Annotated in this window: 17 protein-coding genes; 14 read left to right on the top strand and 3 right to left on the bottom strand. The window is 64.1% G+C overall.

Going from position 1 to position 19,110, the window contains the following annotated elements; genetic code table 11:
- Positions 1-144: 144 nt before the first annotated feature.
- On the bottom strand, positions 145-603 hold the full coding sequence (gene dut, locus CLAM6_RS16070; protein ID WP_043336274.1) for a dUTP diphosphatase: 459 nt from the start codon (positions 601-603) through the stop codon (positions 145-147).
- The gene (gene coaBC, locus CLAM6_RS16065) at positions 604-1,971 is read right to left on the bottom strand and encodes a bifunctional phosphopantothenoylcysteine decarboxylase/phosphopantothenate--cysteine ligase CoaBC (RefSeq protein ID WP_153636616.1); all 1,368 of its coding nucleotides are present in this window, start codon (positions 1,969-1,971) and stop codon (positions 604-606) included. It lies immediately after the preceding gene.
- A 289-nt stretch (positions 1,972-2,260) separates the two neighbouring features.
- Here coaBC and radC point away from each other — a divergent pair, with 289 nt between their 5' ends.
- The 11 genes from radC (at position 2,261) to CLAM6_RS16010 (ending at position 13,113) form a co-directional block, all read left to right on the top strand.
- Positions 2,261-2,935 (top strand): RadC family protein, encoded by a 675-nt coding sequence (gene radC / locus CLAM6_RS16060; protein WP_043336272.1) that lies wholly within the window; start codon positions 2,261-2,263, stop codon positions 2,933-2,935.
- A gap of 441 nt (positions 2,936-3,376) precedes the next feature.
- A complete protein-coding gene (rpmB, locus tag CLAM6_RS16055) occupies positions 3,377-3,613 on the top strand; it encodes a 50S ribosomal protein L28 (protein ID WP_043336270.1) in 237 nt (78 codons plus the stop codon).
- Positions 3,614-3,705: 92 nt separating this feature from the next.
- Positions 3,706-3,861: a 50S ribosomal protein L33 gene (rpmG, locus tag CLAM6_RS16050; protein ID WP_016417370.1), complete on the top strand. Its 156-nt coding sequence runs from the start codon at positions 3,706-3,708 to the stop codon at positions 3,859-3,861.
- Between the two features lie 156 nt (positions 3,862-4,017).
- Positions 4,018-4,833, top strand: coding sequence for a bifunctional DNA-formamidopyrimidine glycosylase/DNA-(apurinic or apyrimidinic site) lyase (gene mutM / locus CLAM6_RS16045; RefSeq protein WP_043336268.1), 816 nt, complete (start codon positions 4,018-4,020; stop codon positions 4,831-4,833).
- A gap of 130 nt (positions 4,834-4,963) precedes the next feature.
- Positions 4,964-6,154, top strand: coding sequence for a class I SAM-dependent rRNA methyltransferase (locus CLAM6_RS16040; RefSeq protein WP_153636615.1), 1,191 nt, complete (start codon positions 4,964-4,966; stop codon positions 6,152-6,154).
- A gap of 148 nt (positions 6,155-6,302) precedes the next feature.
- The gene (locus CLAM6_RS16035) at positions 6,303-6,659 is read left to right on the top strand and encodes a putative signal transducing protein (RefSeq protein ID WP_153636614.1); all 357 of its coding nucleotides are present in this window, start codon (positions 6,303-6,305) and stop codon (positions 6,657-6,659) included.
- A complete protein-coding gene (locus CLAM6_RS16030; RefSeq protein ID WP_153636613.1) occupies positions 6,656-7,162 on the top strand; it encodes an acyl-CoA thioesterase in 507 nt (168 codons plus the stop codon). The genes CLAM6_RS16035 and CLAM6_RS16030 overlap by 4 nt, the downstream gene beginning before the upstream one ends.
- Before the next feature lie 143 nt (positions 7,163-7,305).
- Positions 7,306-8,427: an alanine dehydrogenase gene (gene ald / locus CLAM6_RS16025; protein ID WP_153636612.1), complete on the top strand. Its 1,122-nt coding sequence runs from the start codon at positions 7,306-7,308 to the stop codon at positions 8,425-8,427.
- Positions 8,428-8,613: 186 nt separating this feature from the next.
- Entirely contained in the window at positions 8,614-9,627 is a 1,014-nt protein-coding gene (locus CLAM6_RS16020; protein WP_043333050.1) for a tryptophan--tRNA ligase, read from the top strand.
- 250 nt (positions 9,628-9,877) lie between these two features.
- The gene (locus CLAM6_RS16015) at positions 9,878-11,122 is read left to right on the top strand and encodes a YeeE/YedE family protein (protein WP_242007704.1); all 1,245 of its coding nucleotides are present in this window, start codon (positions 9,878-9,880) and stop codon (positions 11,120-11,122) included.
- Between the two features lie 311 nt (positions 11,123-11,433).
- Positions 11,434-13,113: an NAD-dependent malic enzyme gene (locus CLAM6_RS16010; protein WP_153636611.1), complete on the top strand. Its 1,680-nt coding sequence runs from the start codon at positions 11,434-11,436 to the stop codon at positions 13,111-13,113.
- Positions 13,114-13,259: 146 nt separating this feature from the next.
- Here the strand turns inward: CLAM6_RS16010 and acnA are convergent, their stop codons facing one another.
- Positions 13,260-16,019, bottom strand: a complete 2,760-nt coding sequence (acnA, locus tag CLAM6_RS16005) for an aconitate hydratase AcnA (RefSeq protein ID WP_043333046.1) — start codon at positions 16,017-16,019, stop codon at positions 13,260-13,262.
- Positions 16,020-16,396: 377 nt separating this feature from the next.
- Between acnA and CLAM6_RS16000 the strand changes: the two genes are divergently transcribed.
- The 3 genes from CLAM6_RS16000 (at position 16,397) to trxB (ending at position 19,083) form a co-directional block, all read left to right on the top strand.
- Complete coding sequence (locus tag CLAM6_RS16000) at positions 16,397-16,762, top strand: CPXCG motif-containing cysteine-rich protein (protein ID WP_153636610.1); 366 nt, start codon at positions 16,397-16,399, stop codon at positions 16,760-16,762.
- Between the two features lie 291 nt (positions 16,763-17,053).
- Entirely contained in the window at positions 17,054-17,656 is a 603-nt protein-coding gene (locus CLAM6_RS15995; protein WP_043333044.1) for a peroxiredoxin, read from the top strand.
- A gap of 470 nt (positions 17,657-18,126) precedes the next feature.
- Complete coding sequence (gene trxB / locus CLAM6_RS15990) at positions 18,127-19,083, top strand: thioredoxin-disulfide reductase (RefSeq protein ID WP_043333042.1); 957 nt, start codon at positions 18,127-18,129, stop codon at positions 19,081-19,083.
- Positions 19,084-19,110: the final 27 nt, after the last annotated feature.

Genomic DNA, 19,110 nt, shown 5'->3' with positions numbered 1-19,110 from the left:
GTGAAGTCGCTTGAGGCGTCATGCGTCTCGAACGCTATCGCTGCATGACGATCAGTGGGGAAACCTGCCGGGCTTCCTTTTAGCCGGAAGCCCGGCAGCCGGCGCAAGCCTGCCGCTCGGCTGCCCTCTGGCATGACGGGTCAATCAGTGGCGACCGGAGTGGCCGAAGCCGCCTTCGCCGCGCTGGCTGGCCTCGAATTCAGAGACTTCCACCAGCTCCGCCTGTACCACTGGCACTAGCACGTACTGTGCCAGACGCTCGCCGGGTTCCAGCACGAACTCGCTCTCGCCGCGGTTCCAGACCGAGATCATCAGTTCGCCCTGGTAGTCGGAGTCGATCAGGCCGACCAGATTGCCCAGCACGATGCCGTGTTTGTGCCCCAGACCGGAGCGCGGCAGGATCATGCCGGCCAGTGCGGGGTCGGCGATATGGATCGCCAACCCGGTGCGCACCAGCTCACAGGCGCCCGGCGCCAGGGTCAGCGGCGCGTCGAGCAGTGCGCGCAGGTCCATGCCGGCGCTGCCGGGAGTGGCGTGATGCGGCAGCGGGTAATCGCGAACGCGCTCGTCGAGAATCTTGAGTTCGAGCCGGGGGCGGGTCATCTAAGGTGCTTCCTGATCGTCGGTGACAGTCGGTGTAACGGTCTGGATGGCAGGGTCGAGGCTGACCCTGTGCTGATGGAGTGCCAGGGCGCGCTTCAGAATCGCGCGCGCCAGTTCCGTCTTGGGACAGGCCGCGATGGCCTGTTCGTGTTGCGTGTTCGTGTTCTGATCGAGCGGCTGCCACAGCAGGGTGGCGGCATTGCTGTCACTGCCGAAGCCAAGGCCCGGCGTGCTCACATCATTGGCGACGATCATGTCGAGCTGTTTACGCGCGAGCTTGTCGCGTGCATAGCGCAGCACGTCGCGGGTCTCGGCGGCGAAGCCGATCACCAGTGGCGCCCGCTGACCGGCGGCGCGGCGTGCCTGCGTCTGGGCGGCGATACCGGCGATGATATCCGGATTGCGGATCAGCGTGACCTGCATCTGCTCCTCGCCCGACTGCTTCTTGAGCTTGTGGTCGGCGACCGTGGCCGGGCGGAAGTCGGCGACTGCCGCGCAGCCGATGAAGAGGTCGCTCTCGCTGGCGGCTGCCTCGGCGGCGGCCTGCATGTCCAGCGCGGATTCGACATCGATGCGCTCGACGCCGGCCGGGGTCGCCAGCGCCACCGGGCCACTGATCAGGCGCACGCTGGCGCCCAGCGCCGCGGCCTCGGCGGCCAGCGCATAGCCCATCTTGCCGGAGCTGTGATTGCTCAGATAGCGCACCGGGTCCAGCGGCTCGCGGGTCGGGCCGGCGGTGATGGTCACCGTCAGGCCTGCGGCCGGCAATGACATCTCATTGCTCTGGAGGCTGGGGTCACTCTGGCTCATGAGGTCGCTCTGGCTCATGAGGTCGCTCAGTGCCGCGACGATCTCTTCCGGCTCCAGCATGCGGCCCGCGCCCACGTCGCCACAGGCCTGTTCGCCGCTGGCGGGGCCGAGCAGCGTCCAGCCGTCGGCTGTGAGCTGGCGGGCGTTGCGCTGGGTGGCGGGGTGCGCCCACATGGCCTGATTCATCGCCGGGGCCATCACCCAGCGCGCGCTGTTGGCCAGGCACAGGGTAGTGAGCAGATCATCGGCATGGCCATGCACCAGGCGGGCCATCAGATTGGCGGTGGCAGGCGCGATCAGGATGACCTCCGCCCAGCGTGCCAGCTCGATATGCCCCATGCCGGCCTCGGCCTCGGGGTCCAGCAGGGAGGTGTGCACCGGATTGCCCGACAACGCCTGCAGGGTCAGCGGTGTAATGAAGGCTTGAGCCCCTTCGGTCATGGCGATGCGCACCTCACAGCCCGCCTTTTTCAACAGGCGGGTGATCAGAGCGGCCTTGTAGGCCGCGATGCCGCCACTGATGCCCAGCAGAATGCGCCGTCCGGCGAGTGAATGCATGGTGTGTCCTGCGTCCCTGATGCGTCGATTGCTACGCTCGCGCGTTTGCCCTCTACCATATCACCGTGATGCAACCTTGCGTAGCGCCGCTGGCCCGCGACGCCGAGTGTCGCCAAGCGCTCGCTTCATGGGGCGGGGGCTCCTCTCGAGTGGCATGCAGGGGCCAGACGCAGGCTCTCGGGGCGACAAGCGTTGATGCTCACAATGGCGAAAGAGGCGGCATCTGACCACGCTTCTCATGCTTTGGACTGTCAGCCATTCGGGGCGACAGGCGATGGGAGAAGAGTGCATGGGGATTCGAGAGTGGCCGGTCGGGGAGCGTCCGCGCGAGAAGCTGTTGTCGTCAGGGGCAGGGGCCTTGTCAGATGCCGAGCTGCTGGCCATCTTTCTGCGCGTGGGCATAAAAGGACGCTCGGCGGTGGATCTGGCGCGCGACCTGCTGAATACCTTCGGCGGTCTCAGGCCGCTGCTGGAGGCGACCCAGCAGGACTTCTGCGCGGCGCGCGGACTGGGTGACGCCAAGTACGTGCAGCTGCAGGCTTCGCTTGAGCTGTCGCGTCGCCATCTGGAGAGCCTGCTGATGCGCGGGGCCGCCCTGACATCGCCCCTGCTGGTGCGGCGCTATCTGTCCTCGCATCTGCGCGATCTGCCGCATGAGGTGTTCGCCGCGCTGTTTCTCGACAGCCAGCATCGCGTCATCCGCTTCGAGACACTCTTCACCGGCACGCTGGATGCCGCCGCCGTCTACCCGCGCGAGGTGGTCAAGCGGGCGCTGGCGCTCAATGCCGGCGCCCTGATTCTCGCCCACAACCATCCCTCTGGCGTCGCGGAGCCCAGTGAGGCTGACCGACGCATCACGCAGCGCCTGGAAGAGGCGCTGGGGCTTTTCGATATTCGCGTGCTGGATCACTTCGTGGTCGGAGACGGCGAGGTGGTCTCGTTTGCCGAGCGCGGCTGGCTCTAGTTGGGGTGTCGAGGAGGCTGAGGCGCTGAGTGCTCGATGACGGCACAGCCCCCGCCAGATGCGGTCGCCGCTGGCGTGAGAAATGCGCAGGGATTGCAAACCAGGGCACTGGTTGTGGTAATGTTGCGCCTCCCGTATCACCCACCACAGAATTCGCGACCACTCTGGCCGACATTGGCTGAGTGAAGCGTTTGGCTGAGAAGCGTCTGTACCGATGTGACACGTCGGGCATGGGCGTGCTGGCGAAAAAAATCCGTATAGGACGTGCTTTCACGTTCCTCTTCGGGTAAAATGCTGCGCCTGCACGTTCCAGCACCCGAAAGCTTGTCTTCCGGAACGGACGTAAACACTTTGAAATCAGGGCATGAGGCGGCGCCTGCCACTTCCGGTTTGCCCGACAGGTTTTGAACAACTTAGCCAACGCAGCGGTTGGAGGCTCCAATGTCCAAAGTATGTCAGGTTACCGGCAAGCGCCCGGTGACTGGTAACAATGTTTCTCACTCCCAGCGCAAGACTCGTCGCCGGTTCCTGCCGAACCTGCACACCCACCGTTTCTGGGTTGAATCCCAGCAGCGCTTCGTCAAGCTGCGCGTCTCTACCAAGGGCATGCGCATCATCGACAAGAAGGGTATCGACGAAGTCCTCAAGGACCTCACTGCACGTGGCGAGCGCTTCTAAACACTAGAAGACAGCCCCTGTAGCAATGGCAACCGAGCCGAGGGCAGCGCTCTCAATCGTTCGGTGAATGCGACTGTGGAAGGAAACTGAAAATGCGTGACAAGATCAAGTTGGTGTCAAGTGCCGGTACTGGCCACTTCTACACCACCGACAAGAACAAGCGTAACACTCCGGACAAGCTTGAATTCAAGAAGTACGATCCGGTCGTTCGCAAGCACGTGATGTACAAGGAAGCCAAGATCAAGTGATCTTGTCTCCCGCCAGCGTGCTGTCGGAACCCTCGAAAACCCGGTCCTGACCGGGTTTTCGAGTATCTGGATGTCGCTGTTCTGGGCATCCTGCAACAGGGTGGCGGCTTCTGTCGTCACCCTGTTGTGCGTCTGGCGGTCAGTCGAGGAGAGAACATGCCCGAATTACCGGAAGTCGAGACGACCCGTCGCGGTATCGCGCCGCTGGTCGAGGGCCAGGAGGTCACCGAGGTGATCGTGCGTCAGCCGCGTCTGCGCACCCCCGTGCCCGGCGAGCTCGCCGAATGGCTGGTGGGTCAGCGTTTCGGCACGCTTGCGCGTCGCGCCAAGTACCTGCTGTTGCCGATCGCCGATGGCCATCTGCTCTGGCACCTGGGCATGTCCGGCAGCCTCAGACTGGTGCCTATCGGCACGCCGCCACGCACGCATGATCATGTCGATGTCGTGCTCGGCAACGGCCATGTGCTGCGCTATCACGATCCACGTCGCTTCGGCTTCGTCGACTTCGTGCGCGGTGACCCGCATGCCGATACGCGCCTGGCGCGACTCGGGCCGGAGCCGTTGTCCGATGCCTTCAATGGCGAGCACCTCTTTGCGCGCTCCCGCAAGCGCCGCGTGGCGATCAAGCCGTTTCTGATGGACAACGCCAACGTGGTGGGCGTGGGCAATATCTACGCCAGTGAGGCGCTGTTCATGGCCGGTGTCGACCCGCGCCGTCCTGCCGGTGAAGTGACGCGCGAGGAGTGCGAGCGCCTCGCCAACGCCGCCAGCAGCGTGCTGGCCGCGGCGATCGCCCAGGGCGGCACCACGCTGCGTGACTTCGTCGGTGGAGATGGCAAGCCGGGCTACTTCGCGCAAAGCCTCAACGTCTACGGGCGGGGTGGCGAGCCATGCCGCGAATGCGGCCACGAGATCATGAGTCTGGTGCTGGGCCAGCGCGCCAGCTGCTTCTGCCCGTATTGTCAGCGCTAGCGGCGAGCCGCATCAGACCACTGCTTGACCGGGGGCTCCGTGACCGGGGCCGCCATGACGACTAGAATAGGCCCGTTCGGGCGCGTCCTGTCGTCGTCCTGTCCCTTCCTCTGCTTTCTGGATATTTCCCGTGACTGAACGTCTGCGCCTGAAGAAGAATGCTGATCGCCGCCTCAAGGCCGGCCATCTGTGGCTGTACTCCAATGAAGTCGATACCGTCGCGACGCCGCTCAAGAACTTCGAGCCGGGCGCCCAGGCCATCATCGAGGCCAGCAATGGTCGTGCGATGGGTGTTGCCTACGTCAACCCGAACTCGCTGATCTGCGCGCGCATCGTGTCGCGCAACCCGGAACAGCGTCTGGATCGCTCGCTGCTGGTGCACCGCTTCAACCAGGCGCTGTCGCTGCGCGAGAGCCTCTATGACAAGCCGTTCTATCGTCTGGTCCACGGCGAAGGCGACCTGCTGCCGGGCCTGATCGTCGATCGCTTCGGCGACGTGCTGGTCTGTCAGCTCAACACCTTCGGCATGGAGCGTCTGGCGGAAGTGATCGTCGATGCGCTGCTCAAGGTCGTCAAGCCGACAGCCATCGTGTTCAAGAATGATTCCAGCGGTCGCCGCCAGGAACAGCTCGAGCGCAATGTCGAAGTCGTCTACGGCGAGCTGCCGGAAAGCGTGCTGCTGGAAGAGAATGGCGTCCAGTTCACTGCGCCGGTGCTCGACGGCCAGAAGACCGGCTGGTTCTACGATCACCGCGCCAACCGTGCCTGGTTGAACCGTCAGGTCGAAGGCAAGCGCGTACTGGATCTGTTCAGCTACGTCGGTGGCTGGGGCGTGCAGGCGGCGGCGCATGGCGCCAGCGAAGTGCTGTGTGTCGATGCCTCCGGTGCGGCACTCGAGCGTGTCTCTGACAACGCCGTGCTCAACGGTGTCGAGGATCGCGTCTCCATCGCGGAATCGGATGTCTTCGAGGCCCTTTCGGCCCTGCGTGCGGAAGGCGAGCAGTTCGACGTCATCATCGCGGATCCGCCCGCCTTCATCCGCAAGCGCAAGGACATCACCAACGGCGAGCGTGCCTATGCACGCCTCAACCGTGAAGCCATGCGCCTGCTGGGTCGTGACGGTCTGCTGATGTCCGGCTCCTGCTCCATGCATCTGGCGCCGGAGCGCCTGATGGATGTGGTGCGTGGCGCCGTGCGTCACCAGGACCGCCACGGTCAGGTCATCTTCCAGGGCCATCAGGCCAGTGACCACCCGGTGCACCCGTCCATCCCCGAGACGTCCTACCTCAAGGCCCTCGGTGTGCGCGTCTATCGCGACTGATGGCTGTGCCATCCGGCATCGACGACAACGCCGCCCTTCGGGGCGGCGTTGTCGTCTGTGGAATGTGAGTCGTCTGTGGCTTGCCTATCGACTTCAGCTCGCTTTTGGCTAATCGTCCATGGCTCATGGACTCTGATAGTCTGACGGCATGTATAGACGACTGACATCTCATCACAATCTCGTGCTGCTCGATCACTGGCGCAACCTGCTGGAAAGCGAGGGTATCCCCTGTGAGCTGCGCAATCGCCTGCTCGGCTCGGCCGCGGGTGAGTTGCCCGTGCTCGACTGTGAGCCCCAGCTGTGGGTGGCAGAGCGTGACCTTGCGCATGCCCGCCGCCTGCTGGCGAGTATCGAGGCCGCGCCGGCCCTGCCGGATTGGCAGTGTGCCTGTGGCGAACATCTCGAGGGCAGTTTCAGCGAGTGCTGGGCGTGTGGGGCAAGCGCGCCGCAGCAGCCCGCACCACAGGCGCGTCCGCGTGATGAGGACCCGGAGTTCGTGGCATGAGCAAAGGCACCCTGAAGGCGAGCGACGCGCCGCCGTTGACGCAAGATTCCCCCGGCTGGGCACTGCCACGCCCGTTCCTGTTGCCGATCAGCGTGAAGAAGAAGGCGCTGGATGGTTATGGTCACGTCAACAATGCCGAGTATGTGCGCTGGCTGGAGGACATCAGCTGGGCACACTCCGAAGCGTTGGGGCTTGGCCTGGCGCACTACCGTGAGCAGGACCGCGGCATGGCGGTCCACCGTCACGAGATCGACTATCTGGCCAGTGCGCGACTTGGCGATTCACTGATGCTGGCGACCTGGCTGGTGGATTGCGATGGTCGCCTGAGTCTGACGCGTCGCTTCCAGCTGCGCCGTTGCTCGGATGGCCAGACGCTGCTGGAGGCGCGCACGCGCTTTGTCTGCATCGAGCTCTCGAGTGGACGGGCCCGGCGCATGCCCGGCGCCTATCGTGAATGCTATTCGGCGGCGCTGGTGAGTGAGGAAACTGCCAGTCAGCGATGATTCCTCGCATTCCACTGCATCATTGGTGTGTTTTGGTGAATCTTGCTGGTATCTGATTGGCGAGACGCTGACGAGTCTGCTGTGCTTGTAGCAGGCGTCGTGATGACGTCAGTGTATTCCGCCAGCAGTGCAAGGAGTCCGCCATGCAGATCGCCGTGCCGAAAGAAATCAAGAACCACGAGTATCGCGTCGCCCTCACACCTGCCGGTGTGCGTGAGCTGATCGCCCAGGGCCATGAGGTGATCGTCGAGTCTGGTGCCGGGGAGGGCAGTGGCTACCCCGATGCCGAATATCAGGGCGTGGGCGCGCGTCTCGAGTCGGACGTCGAGCGAATCTTTCGCGACGCCGAGCTGATTCTCAAGGTCAAGGAGCCGCAGCCGGCCGAGGTGGCGCGGCTCACCCGCGGCCAGACCCTGTTCACCTATCTGCATCTGGCCGCCGCTCGTGAGCTGACCGAGAGCCTGCTGGAGAGCGGCGTGACGGCCATCGCCTACGAGACCATCACGGATGCCGACGGAGGCCTGCCGCTGCTGGCGCCAATGAGCCGCGTCGCCGGGCGCATGGCGATCCAGGCCGGCGCGCACGCGCTGGAGAAGGCGCAGGGCGGCATGGGCGTGCTGTTGCCCGGCGTGCCCGGCGTGCCGCCGGCGCGGGTCACGGTGATCGGCGGTGGCGTGGTGGGGGAGAACGCGGCACGCATGGCGCTGGGGCTGGGCGCCGAGGTGGTGATTCTCGATACCTCACTGGCGCGTCTCGAGACCCTGGATCATCGCTATCAGGGCCAGATTCGTACCGTCTATTCGACCTCCGAGGCGCTGGAGGAAGCGGTGCGGCAATCGGCATTGATCATCGGTGCCGTGCTGGTGCCCGGCGCGGCGGCCCCCAAGCTGATTCGCCGCGAGCATCTGCGCAAGATGACGCCGGGCGCCGTGCTGGTGGATGTCGCCATCGATCAGGGCGGCTGCTTCGAGACCAGCCAGGCGACCACCCACGCCGAGCCGACCTACGTGGTGGATGGCATCGTGCATTACTGCGTGGCCAACATGCCCGGCGCGGTGGCGCGTACCTCGACCCAGGCGCTGACCAGCGCGACGCTGCCGTATATCGTGCGCCTCGCCAATGGCGGCTATCGCGAGGTGCTGAGCCGGGACAGCCACTTTGCCGCGGGCCTCAATGTGCACGCGGGGCATTTGATCCTGCCGGAAGTCGGCGAGGCCTTCGACATGCCCGTCACTGCACTCGCCGAGGCGCTGGCGAAGGAGTGAGCCGGGCGCGCCGGCCCTTACGAAGGCTGCACGCCTCAGGGTAAGATGTGGGACATATAGCGACAGGTCATGGCGGCTGCGTTCGAGGGATTCGAGCGGGCGCTGCCGCGACCTGTCGTGATCCATTGTGAGCGAGTGCGGCCCCGCGGCACGACCTCCCGACCCAGACGCCCAAGAAGTGCATCCATGACCAAGACCCGCGTTCTTACCGGCATCACGACCACCGGCACCCCTCATCTCGGCAACTATGTCGGCGCCATCAAGCCTGCCATCGAAGCCAGTCAGGACCCGACGGTCCAGTCCTTCTACTTCCTCGCCGACTTCCACGCCCTGATCAAGTGTCAGGACCCGAAGCGCGTGCAGGAGTCGCGTCGTGAGATCGCCGCCACCTGGCTGGCACTGGGCCTGGACACCGACAACGCCATCTTCTATCGCCAGTCGGACGTGCCGGAAATCCCGGAACTGATGTGGCTGCTCAACTGCGTATGCGCCAAGGGCTTGATGAACCGTGCGCATGCCTACAAGGGCGCCGTGGCCGAGAACGAAGAGAGCGGCATCGAGGATCTCGATCGCGGCATCAGCATGGGGCTGTTCAGCTATCCGGTGCTGATGGCGGCGGACATCCTGATGTTCAATGCGCACAAGGTGCCGGTGGGGCGTGACCAGATCCAGCATATCGAGATGGCGCGCGACATGGCCGGGCGCTTCAACCACCTCTTCAAGGGCAACTACTTCACCATGCCCGAGGCGGTGACCGACGAGAAATCCCAGCTGCTGCTGGGCCTCGACGGCCGCAAGATGTCCAAGAGCTACAACAACACCATCCCGCTGTTCGGCACCGAGAAGCAGCTGCTCAAGAGCGTGCGCAAGATCAAGACCAACTCGCTGGAGCCGGGCGAGCCGAAGGACCCGGATACCTGTTCGCTGTTCCAGATCTATTCGGCCTTCGCCACCGAGGCGGAAGTCGCCGCCATGCGTGAGCAGTACGCGGCCGGCATCGGCTGGGGCGACGCCAAGAACCAGTTGTTCGAATACCTGAATGACCACCTCAAGGCGCCGCGCGAGCGTTACGTCGAGCTGATGGAAGACCCGGCGCATGTCGAGGCGATCCTCAAGCGTGGCGCCGAGCGGGCCCGCGAAGAGGCCGCACCGATGATGGAGCGCCTGCGTCGCGCCGTCGGCCTGGGCAACTTCCTCTAGGTCGTCCGTCCACGCTGCTCGATCGGCCCCCGTCATCTTCCCGGATGGCGGGGGTTTCTGTTACTGGCACCGTCGTTTCAGAGGGTGACGTCATCGGGGCTGGCGGGCTGATGGCACCCGGGGCGTGATGTCAGGCATATATCTGCAGGGAATGAAAAGCGTGCTGGAAATTCATTCACAGCTATAAAGCGACGCGTTAGGCTTGCCGCATAAAAGCTTGAAGCATGCTGAATACACAAGGGGGTACGACATGAGTCAACACGCGATGCCGGGCAAGGCCAGTGAGCCTGCCCAGCCATCTACCACTATCAACCCTCGCGCCGTCTGGGCGGGTGGGCTGCTGGTCATTGCCTCAGTGCTGCTGAGCCTGGTCGCCGGCTGGCGCCAGGGTCTGCTGCTGCTGATCGGCGGCGCGCTGGGCGTGGTGCTCTATCACGCGGCCTTCGGCTTCACCTCCGCCTGGCGAGTGTTCATCACCGAGCGTCGTGGCCGCGGCCTGCGCGCGCAGATGCTGATGCTGGCGATTGCCGTGGTGCTGTTCTTCCCGGTACTGGCGGCAGGCAGCCTGTGGGGCCAGGACGTCTCCGGCTTCGTCTCGCCGCTGGGCACCTCCGTCGTGGTCGGCGCCTTCCTGTTCGGCCTTGGCATGCAGCTGGGCGGCGGCTGCGCCTCGGGCACGCTGTTCACCGTCGGTGGCGGCAATGCGCGCATGGTGGTCACCCTGATCTTCTTCTGCGTCGGCTCGGTGATCGGCACCGCGCACTTCAGCTGGTGGCAGAGCCTGCCGTCGCTGCCCGCCGTCTCGCTGGTGGACAGCTTCGGTGCGCTGGGCGGCATCATCGTCAGCCTGGCGCTGTTCGCCATCATCGTGCTGGTGACGCGCACGCTGGAGAAGCGTCGTCACGGTGAGCTCGAGAAGGCCGCCGTGACCGACAGCCAGCCGCGCGGCCTGTCACGTTTCCTGCGCGGCCCCTGGCCGCTGCTGGCGGGTGCCGTGGCGCTGGCGCTGCTCAACTTCGCCACCCTGGCGCTGGCCGGGCGTCCGTGGGGCATCACCTCGGCCTTCGCGCTGTGGGGCACCAAGGTCTACACCACGCTGGGCTTCGATGTCAGTGACTGGGGTTACTGGCAGGCGGCAGGCAACGCCAAGGCGCTGGCGGCGCCGCTCTACACGGACATCACCACGGTGATGAACATCGGCATCGTGGTCGGGGCGCTGGCGGCAGCGCTGCTGGCCGGCAAGTTCGCGCCGAAGTGGAACATTCCGCTGCGCTCGCTGGTGGCTGCCGTGCTGGGTGGTCTGCTGCTGGGCTACGGCGCGCGCCTGGCCTTCGGCTGCAACATCGGCGCCTACTTCGGCGGCATCTCCTCCGGCAGCCTGCATGGCTGGCTGTGGCTGGTGATGGCCTTCGCCGGCAACATGCTGGGCGTGAAGCTGCGTCCCTTCTTCGCCCTTGCGCCGCGCAAGCCGGCATCGCGTGCCGATCTGGCCTGAGCCATTCCCCGTACGTGACCGCGAACGCCTCGCTCCTTCCCCGTCAGGGGGATGAGCGGGGCGTTTCTCGTCATGCAGTACCCTTGTCTGCGCAACGCACGCCGACCTTGCACAGGCTGCCGGAGATAGCACCGCGCGTGCTATCATCATGCCTTGTTCGCACGTGGAAACTGCACGTCGAAAGGTCCCTCGGACGCCCGGTTGCCAGCAGGTCTTCTGCGGTGCTTCAGCGGGCATGCTGCGCTTGTCTGCCGGCATGCCGAGAAGCTTGCCGAGCGTGAGGTCGTCCCCACTGATTCAAGAGTCTCGCCATGACGGATACTTCCAAGCGCGCCCTGTACGTTCCTTACGCCGGCCCGAGCCTGCTCGAGATGCCGCTGCTCAACAAGGGCAGCGCCTTCAGCCTCGAGGAGCGTGTCAGCTTCAATCTGATGGGCTTGCTGCCGCAGAATGTCGAGAGCATCGAAGAGCAGGTCGCGCGCGTCTACAGCCAGTATCAGCAGTGCGCCACCGACCTCGACAAGCACATCCTGTTGCGTTCGGTGCAGGACGACAACGAGACCCTGTTCTTCCGCGTGATCGAGGAGCACCTCGAGGAGATGATGCCGATCATCTACACCCCGACCGTCGGTCAAGCGTGCGAGGAGTTCTCCAACATCTACCGCAACCACCGCGGCCTGTTCATTTCCTACCCGGACCGCGAGCATATGGATGACATCCTGCGCTCCGCGACCAAGGACAACGTCAAGGTCATCGTCGTCACCGATGGCGAGCGTATCCTCGGGCTGGGCGATCAGGGCATCGGCGGCATGGGCATCCCCATCGGCAAGCTGTCGCTGTACACCGCCTGTGGCGGCATCAGCCCGGCCTACACCCTGCCGATCTCGCTGGATCTGGGCACCAACAACCAGAAACTGCTCGACGACCCGCGCTACATGGGCTGGCGTCACGAGCGCGTCACCGGTGATGACTACAACGCCTTCGTGGCCGAGTTCATCACTGCCGTGAAGCGTCGCTGGCCGAAGGCCATGATCCAGTTCGAGGACTTCGCGCAGGCCAACGCCATGCCGCTGCTCGAGCGTTACCGCGATGAAGTCTGCTGCTTCAACGACGACATCCAGGGCACCGCCTCCGTGGTGGTCGCGACCCTGATGGCGGCCTGCAAGGCCAAGGGCGAGAAGCTCTCCGACCAGCGCGTCACCTTCCTGGGTGCCGGTAGCGCTGGCTGCGGTATTGCCGAGATGATCGTGGTGGCGATGGTCAAGGAAGGCATAGAAGAGGCCGAGGCCCGCAAGCGCGTCTTCATGGTCGATCGCTTCGGTCTGCTGACCAGCGACATGGAAGGCCTCTACGACTTCCAGAGCCGTCTGGCCCACGATATCGACAGCGTGGCTGACTTCGGTGACCGCGGCCTGCTGGATGTGGTCAAGGCCGCCAAGCCGAGCGTGCTGATCGGTGTGTCCGGCCAGCGTGGCCTGTTCAGCGAAGACGTGATCCGTGCCGTGCAGGCCGGCTGCGAGAGCCCGCTGGTGATGCCGCTGTCCAACCCGACCTCACGCGTCGAGGCGACACCGGCGGAAGTCATCGAGTGGACCGACGGCAAGGCGCTGGTCGCCACCGGCAGCCCGTTCGCACCGGTCGAGCACAACGGCCACACCCACGCGATCGCCCAGTGCAATAACGCCTACATCTTCCCGGGTATCGGTCTGGGTGTGCTGGCATCCAACGCCTCGCGCATCACCGACAACATGCTGATGGCCGCCGCCAATGCGCTGGCCAATAACGCCCCCATCGTCCTGAAGGGCGAGGGTGCGCTGCTGCCGTCACTGGGCGACATCCAGGACATCAGCCGTCAGATCGCCTTCGACGTGGCGCGTCAGGCCCAGACCGATGGCGTGGCGCTGACCTCCAGCGACGAGATCATCCAGGCCAACATCGAGAAGAACTTCTGGCAGCCGCGTTACCGCGCCTACCGTCGCAAGGCGTTCTGATCGCGCCTGCGCCGTCAGTGAGCGCATGAAGCAGATTGCATGAAACAGGTTGCATGAAACAGAGTGCGTAAATGAAGAAGCCCCCGCAGGCCATGCCTGCGGGGGCTTTTGTGTTGCAGTCAGCGCTGCGGTGAGCGGCTGGTGGGTTACAGCATGCCGCGCAGCACGTAGTGGAGGATGCCGCCGTGACGGTAGTACTCCAGCTCGTTGTCGGTATCGATGCGGCACAGCGCCTCGATCTTCTGCTCACCCTTGTCGCTCTTGAAGGTGACCTGGACCTTGCCACCGGCCGTCAGGTCATTCAGGCCGCTGATGCTGATTTCCTCATCACCGGTCAGCCCCAGTGACTGGCGGCTCTCGCCTTGCGGGAACTGCAGTGGCACCACACCCATGCCGATCAGGTTGGAGCGGTGGATACGCTCGTAGGACTCGGCGATCACCGCGCGCACGCCCAGCAGCAGGGTGCCCTTGGCGGCCCAGTCACGCGAGGAGCCAGTGCCGTACTCCTTGCCGGCGACGACCACCAGCGGCGTGCCTTCCTCGGCATACTTCATGGCGGCATCGTAGATGGCCATCTGCTCGCCGGACGGCACGTGGCGGGTCTCGCCGCCCTCGACGCCATCGAGCATCTCGTTGCGGATACGCACGTTGGCGAAGGTGCCGCGCATCATCACTTCGTGGTTGCCGCGACGCGAGCCGTAGGAGTTGAAGTCCTTGACCTCGACCCCGTTCTCCTTGAGGTAGCGACCCGCCGGGCTGTCCGGCTTGATGGCACCGGCCGGAGAGATGTGGTCGGTGGTCACCGAGTCGCCGAGCATCGCCAGCACGCGGGCATTCTCGACATCCTGAACGGCTTCCGGCTCACGCTGCATGCCTTCGAAGAACGGCGGATGCTGGATGTAGGTAGAGTCCTTCCACTCATACACTTCGGCTTGTGGCACGTCGATGGCCTGCCAGGTCTCGTCGCCGTCGAAGACCTCGGCGTACTCCTTGCGATACATCTCGGTACGCACCTGCTCGACGGCCTCGGCGATCTCGGCCTGACTCGGCCAGATGTCCTTGAGGAAGACGTCATTGCCGTCAGTGTCCTTGCCCAGCGGCTCCTTGGAAAGATCGACCCGCACGGTGCCGGCGAGGGCATAGGCGACCACCAGGGGCGGCGACGCCAGCCAGTTGGTACGCACGTTGGGATGCACGCGACCCTCGAAGTTGCGGTTGCCCGACAGTACCGAGGCGACCGTCAGGTCACGTGTGTTGATGGCGTCCTCGACCGGTTCCGGCAGCGGGCCGGAGTTGCCGATACAGGTGGTGCAGCCATAGCCGACCAGGTTGAAGCCCAGCTCGTTGAGGTCATCCTGCACGCCGGCAGTCGCCAGGTAGTCGGTGACGACCTTGGAGCCCGGCGCCAGTGAGGTCTTGACCCATGGCTTGCTGCTCAGGCCTTTCTCGCGTGCCTTGCGCGCCACCAGGCCAGCCGCCAGCATCACGCTGGGGTTGGAGGTGTTGGTACAGGAGGTGATGGCGGCGATGACGACATCACCGTGATCGAGGCGGAAGGTCTCGCCATTCAGCTCGCTGTAATCGCCGTTCTTCACCTCGCTCTGCTTGTCGTAGCTCTGCTCGACATCGACGGCGGTCTGGCCACCTTCGGACAGCCACTTGCCGTCCTCGATGTCCGGCACTTCACCCAGCTGATCGCCGAGGATCTTCTCGAAGGTCTGCTTGATGTCGGTGAGGGCGACGCGGTCCTGCGGGCGTTTGGGGCCGGCGAGGGAGGCGACGACCTCGGTCATGTCCAGCTCGAGCGTATCGGAGAAGACCGGCTCGTGGCCCGGCTCGCGCCACAGGCCCTGCTCCTTGGCATAGGCCTCGACCAGCGCGACCTGCTCATCGGAGCGACCGGACAGACGCATGTAGTTGAGCGTCTCGTCATCCAGCGGGAAGAAGCCACAGGTAGCACCATACTCCGGCGCCATGTTGGCGATGGTCGCGCGGTCGGCCAGCGGCAGGTCATCCAGGCCGTCACCGTAGAACTCGACGAACTTGCCGACCACGCCACGGCTTCTCAGCATCTGGGTGACGGTCAGCACCAGGTCAGTCGCGGTGATGCCTTCGTTGAGCTTGCCGGTCAGCTTGAAGCCGACCACTTCCGGAATCAGCATCGAGACCGGCTGGCCGAGCATCGCGGCTTCCGCCTCGATACCGCCGACACCCCAGCCCAGCACGCCGAGGCCGTTGATCATGGTGGTGTGGGAATCGGTGCCGACCAGGGTGTCCGGGTAGGCGAAGGTCTTGCCATCTTCCTCGCGGGTGAAGACGGCGCGGCCGAGATATTCTAGGTTCACCTGGTGGCAGATACCGGTGCCCGGCGGGACGACGGAGAAGTTGTCGAAGGCCTGCTGGCCCCAGCGCAGGAACTCGTAACGTTCGCGGTTACGCTCCATCTCGATGCGCACGTTGTCCTTGAAGGCGCTCGGATCGCCGTAGTGGTCCACCATCACCGAGTGGTCGATGACCAGGTCCACCGGAGTCAGCGGATTGACCTTCTCGGGGTCGGCGCCGAGCTTCTTGACGGCGTCACGCATGGAGGCCAGGTCAACCACACCGGGCACGCCGGTGAAATCCTGCATCAGCACGCGCGCCGGACGATAGCCGATCTCGTGGGTGCTGGAGGCGGTCTTCTGCCAGTCGGCCAGCGCCTTGATGTCTTCCTTGGTCGCGGTTTCACCGTCCTCGAAGCGCAGCTGGTTCTCCAGCAGCACCTTGAGCGTGAAGGGCAGTCGCGTCAGGTCGCCAAGCGTGTCGGCCGCCTTCTTGAGCGAGTAGTAGTGATAGCGCTTGTCTCCGACTTCCAGCTCGGAGAGGGTGTCAAGCGAATCCAGTGACTGAGAGCGCTGGGAACCCATGATTCTCCTCCTTGTCGTTGTCTTCACCGGCCAGACTGCTGAAGTGTCGTTCAACAGGCGCGTCAGGTGCCTCGGCCGGATGCGACGCGTCGCGAGAGCGACTGCCAGGTCGCGGATGGTTGCCTACATAAGGCTATGGTCATCATGTGACAGGAATTCAAGCGCACACCATCATCGAGGATAGTGTGAAGCAAGGAACCCTGCGTCGCGTTCGCTGCCATAGAGTTTGCCGCCACGACTCTCGCGCGGCGTGAATGCGGCCCCTAAAGTATCCGGGACAGGGGTATCCGAAACGGTGACATCCAAGACGGTGGCACCCCAGACGGTGCCCCTCGCAACGTCCGTCGCGTTCACCATCAGGCACAACGGAGGCTGTCATGAACGAACAAGGGCGCAGGCCGAGCGAATCCGGCGAGCTGCCGGAAGATGATGAGGTTCTGGATGCGGCGGTCGAGCAGTGGCTGGCGGAGCATTCCTCGGGGCAGTCCGATGAATGGCCGGGCCATGAGTTGCTGGAAGACAAGCAGGAAGGAGTGGTCAATGAGGCGCTGCATGAGGCGGAAATCAACTGCCCTTACTGCGACACGCCCTTCACGGTGTTCCTGGATCTGGACGAGGGCAGTCTGACCAACATCATCGACTGCGAGCGTTGCTGTCAGCCGATCCAGGTGCGCCAGCAGGTCGACCCGGTCAGCGGTGAGCTCGAAGGGCTGGATATCGGCCAGGATGACGACGTACTGTGACGGCATCTCTGACGGCATCTCACCTGCGCGGCACGCTGGCGCCGGCAGGCATCAGTGGCGCAAAGTGACAGGCTTGCAGGAGCAGGGCGCGGCAGATGCTGTATTCTGCAGCCAAGGTCACTTATGATCCCGACACCCGCTGTTGGCGTCATCGAGCTGCCATAGGCAATCTCTATGGTGGTGATTGCAGCAAACATTTGGCATCTGCTACACGTGGCGATTAGTCTGTGTGGCGATTCATCACAAAGGCGGCCCGCTGCCTTTATCATCATTATTCCTCAGGAGATCACCATGAGCGTATTGGTCGGACGTCAGGCCCCGGATTTCGAAGCCGCAGCAGTGCTGGGCGACGGTACCATCGTCGACAATTACAAGCTGTCTGATTCCAACGGCAAGCTGCGCGTGCTGTTCTTCTGGCCGCTGGACTTCACCTTCGTTTGCCCGTCTGAAATCATCGCCCACGACAACCGTCTGGCGAAGTTCAAGGAACTCGGCGTCGAAGTCATCGGTGTGTCCATCGATTCCCAGTTCACTCACCACGCATGGCGCAAGACCTCTCCGGACGCTGGCGGCATCGGTGAAGTCGGCTTCCCGATCGTGGCCGACGTCAAGCACGAAGTCACCCAGGCATACGGCATCGAGCATCCGGAAGCTGGCGTCGCTCTGCGCGCTTCCTTCCTGATCGACGAAGACGGTGTCGTTCAGCACCAGGTCGTCAACAACCTGCCGCTGGGCCGTAACGTCGACGAGATGGTCCGCATGGTCAAGGCCCTGCAGTTCCACCAGACCAACGGCGAAGTCTGCCCGGCAGGCTGGGAAGAAGGTCAGGAAGGTATGAAGGACACCGCTGAAGGTGTTGCCAAGTACCTGGCAGGCCACTCCAGCAGCCTGTAAGTCGCCGCCTGGACGAGATCAGCTTACGCGTTCGCGCTGACTGATCCCGCGACTGCCTTTCGAACCTTCGGTAATGAGTGTCTCGAGAGGTAGGCGAACCGGAAGCCGTCGCCCCTGGCGGCGGCTTCCGCGCATCTGGGCAATGCCATCCTGCGGGCTCGTGCTTGAGCATAAGCTTCTGCGATGCCGGTCTGAGTCCGGTGCTGAAAGCTGGCGGCGTCTGCGCTACTCTGCGCAGTCCTTGTTCGCCTCAACCAGCCCGGCGAGCCAGCGAGTACAGCGAGTACAAGTGCTTCCAGCGGGAAGCCTGCACGGGCGCCAGCGGGCCCGGATCATCACGCCGTGTCTTGAACCATGTCGATCGCATGCGCCGTCTGCAGCGTTGTCGGTATCGTTCAGTACATTGATCGCCAGCAGCCGCCATTGCTGCTGGTGAAATCCTCCGCCTTCATCTGTCACTGAGGTCATCCATGAGCAATGTCCGTCACGAACGTCTGATCATTCTCGGTTCCGGCCCGGCGGGTTACACCGCTGCCGTCTACGCTGCACGTGCCAATCTCAAGCCGCTCCTGATCACCGGCATGCAGATGGGTGGTCAGCTGACCACTACCACCGACGTCGACAACTGGCCCGGCGACGATGCTGGCGTGCAGGGGCCGGAGCTGATGGAGCGCATGCGTCGTCACGCCGAGCGCTTCGAGACCGAAGTCCTGTTCGATCACATCAACGAAGTGACCCTCGGCGAGCGTCCGTTCCTGCTCAAGGGTGACAACGGCAGCTACAGCTGTGATGCCTTGATCATCGCCACCGGCGCCAGCGCGCAGTATCTGGGCCTGCCGAGTGAGCAGCAGTTCATGGGCCAGGGCGTCTCGGCCTGTGCGACCTGCGATGGCTTCTTCTATCGCAATCAGGAAGTCGTGGTGGTCGGTGGTGGCAACACCGCTGTCGAGGAAGCGCTGTACCTGTCCAACATCGCCTCCAAGGTCACGCTGGTGCATCGCCGCGATAGCCTGCGCGCCGAGAAGATCCTGCAGGACAAGCTGTTCGACAAGGTCGAGAACGGCAACATGGCGGTCGAATGGCACCACACCCTCGACGAAGTGCTGGGCGACAACTCCGGTGTCACCGGCGTGCGTCTGCGTCATGTCGAGAGCGGCGCCACCAAGGAATTGAGCTCGATGGGCGTGTTCATCGCCATCGGCCACCGCCCGAATACCAGCCTGTTCGAAGGCCAGCTCGACATGCAGGGCGGCTATCTCAAGGTACAGTCGGGCCTGGAAGGCAATGCCACCCAGACCAGTATCCCCGGCGTCTATGCCTGTGGCGATGTAATGGACCACGTCTACCGTCAGGCGATCACCTCCGCCGGTACCGGCTGCATGGCGGCGCTGGATGCCGAGCGTTATCTGGACGGCCTCATCGCCTGAGATCGCCCTGTCTGTAGCAACACTGTC

The organism is Cobetia sp. AM6, from assembly GCF_009617955.1.
Classification (GTDB): Bacteria; Pseudomonadota; Gammaproteobacteria; order Pseudomonadales; family Halomonadaceae; genus Cobetia; species Cobetia amphilecti.
Note: the sequence above shows the minus strand (reverse complement) of the source record. Positions and strands in the feature narration are given on the sequence as shown.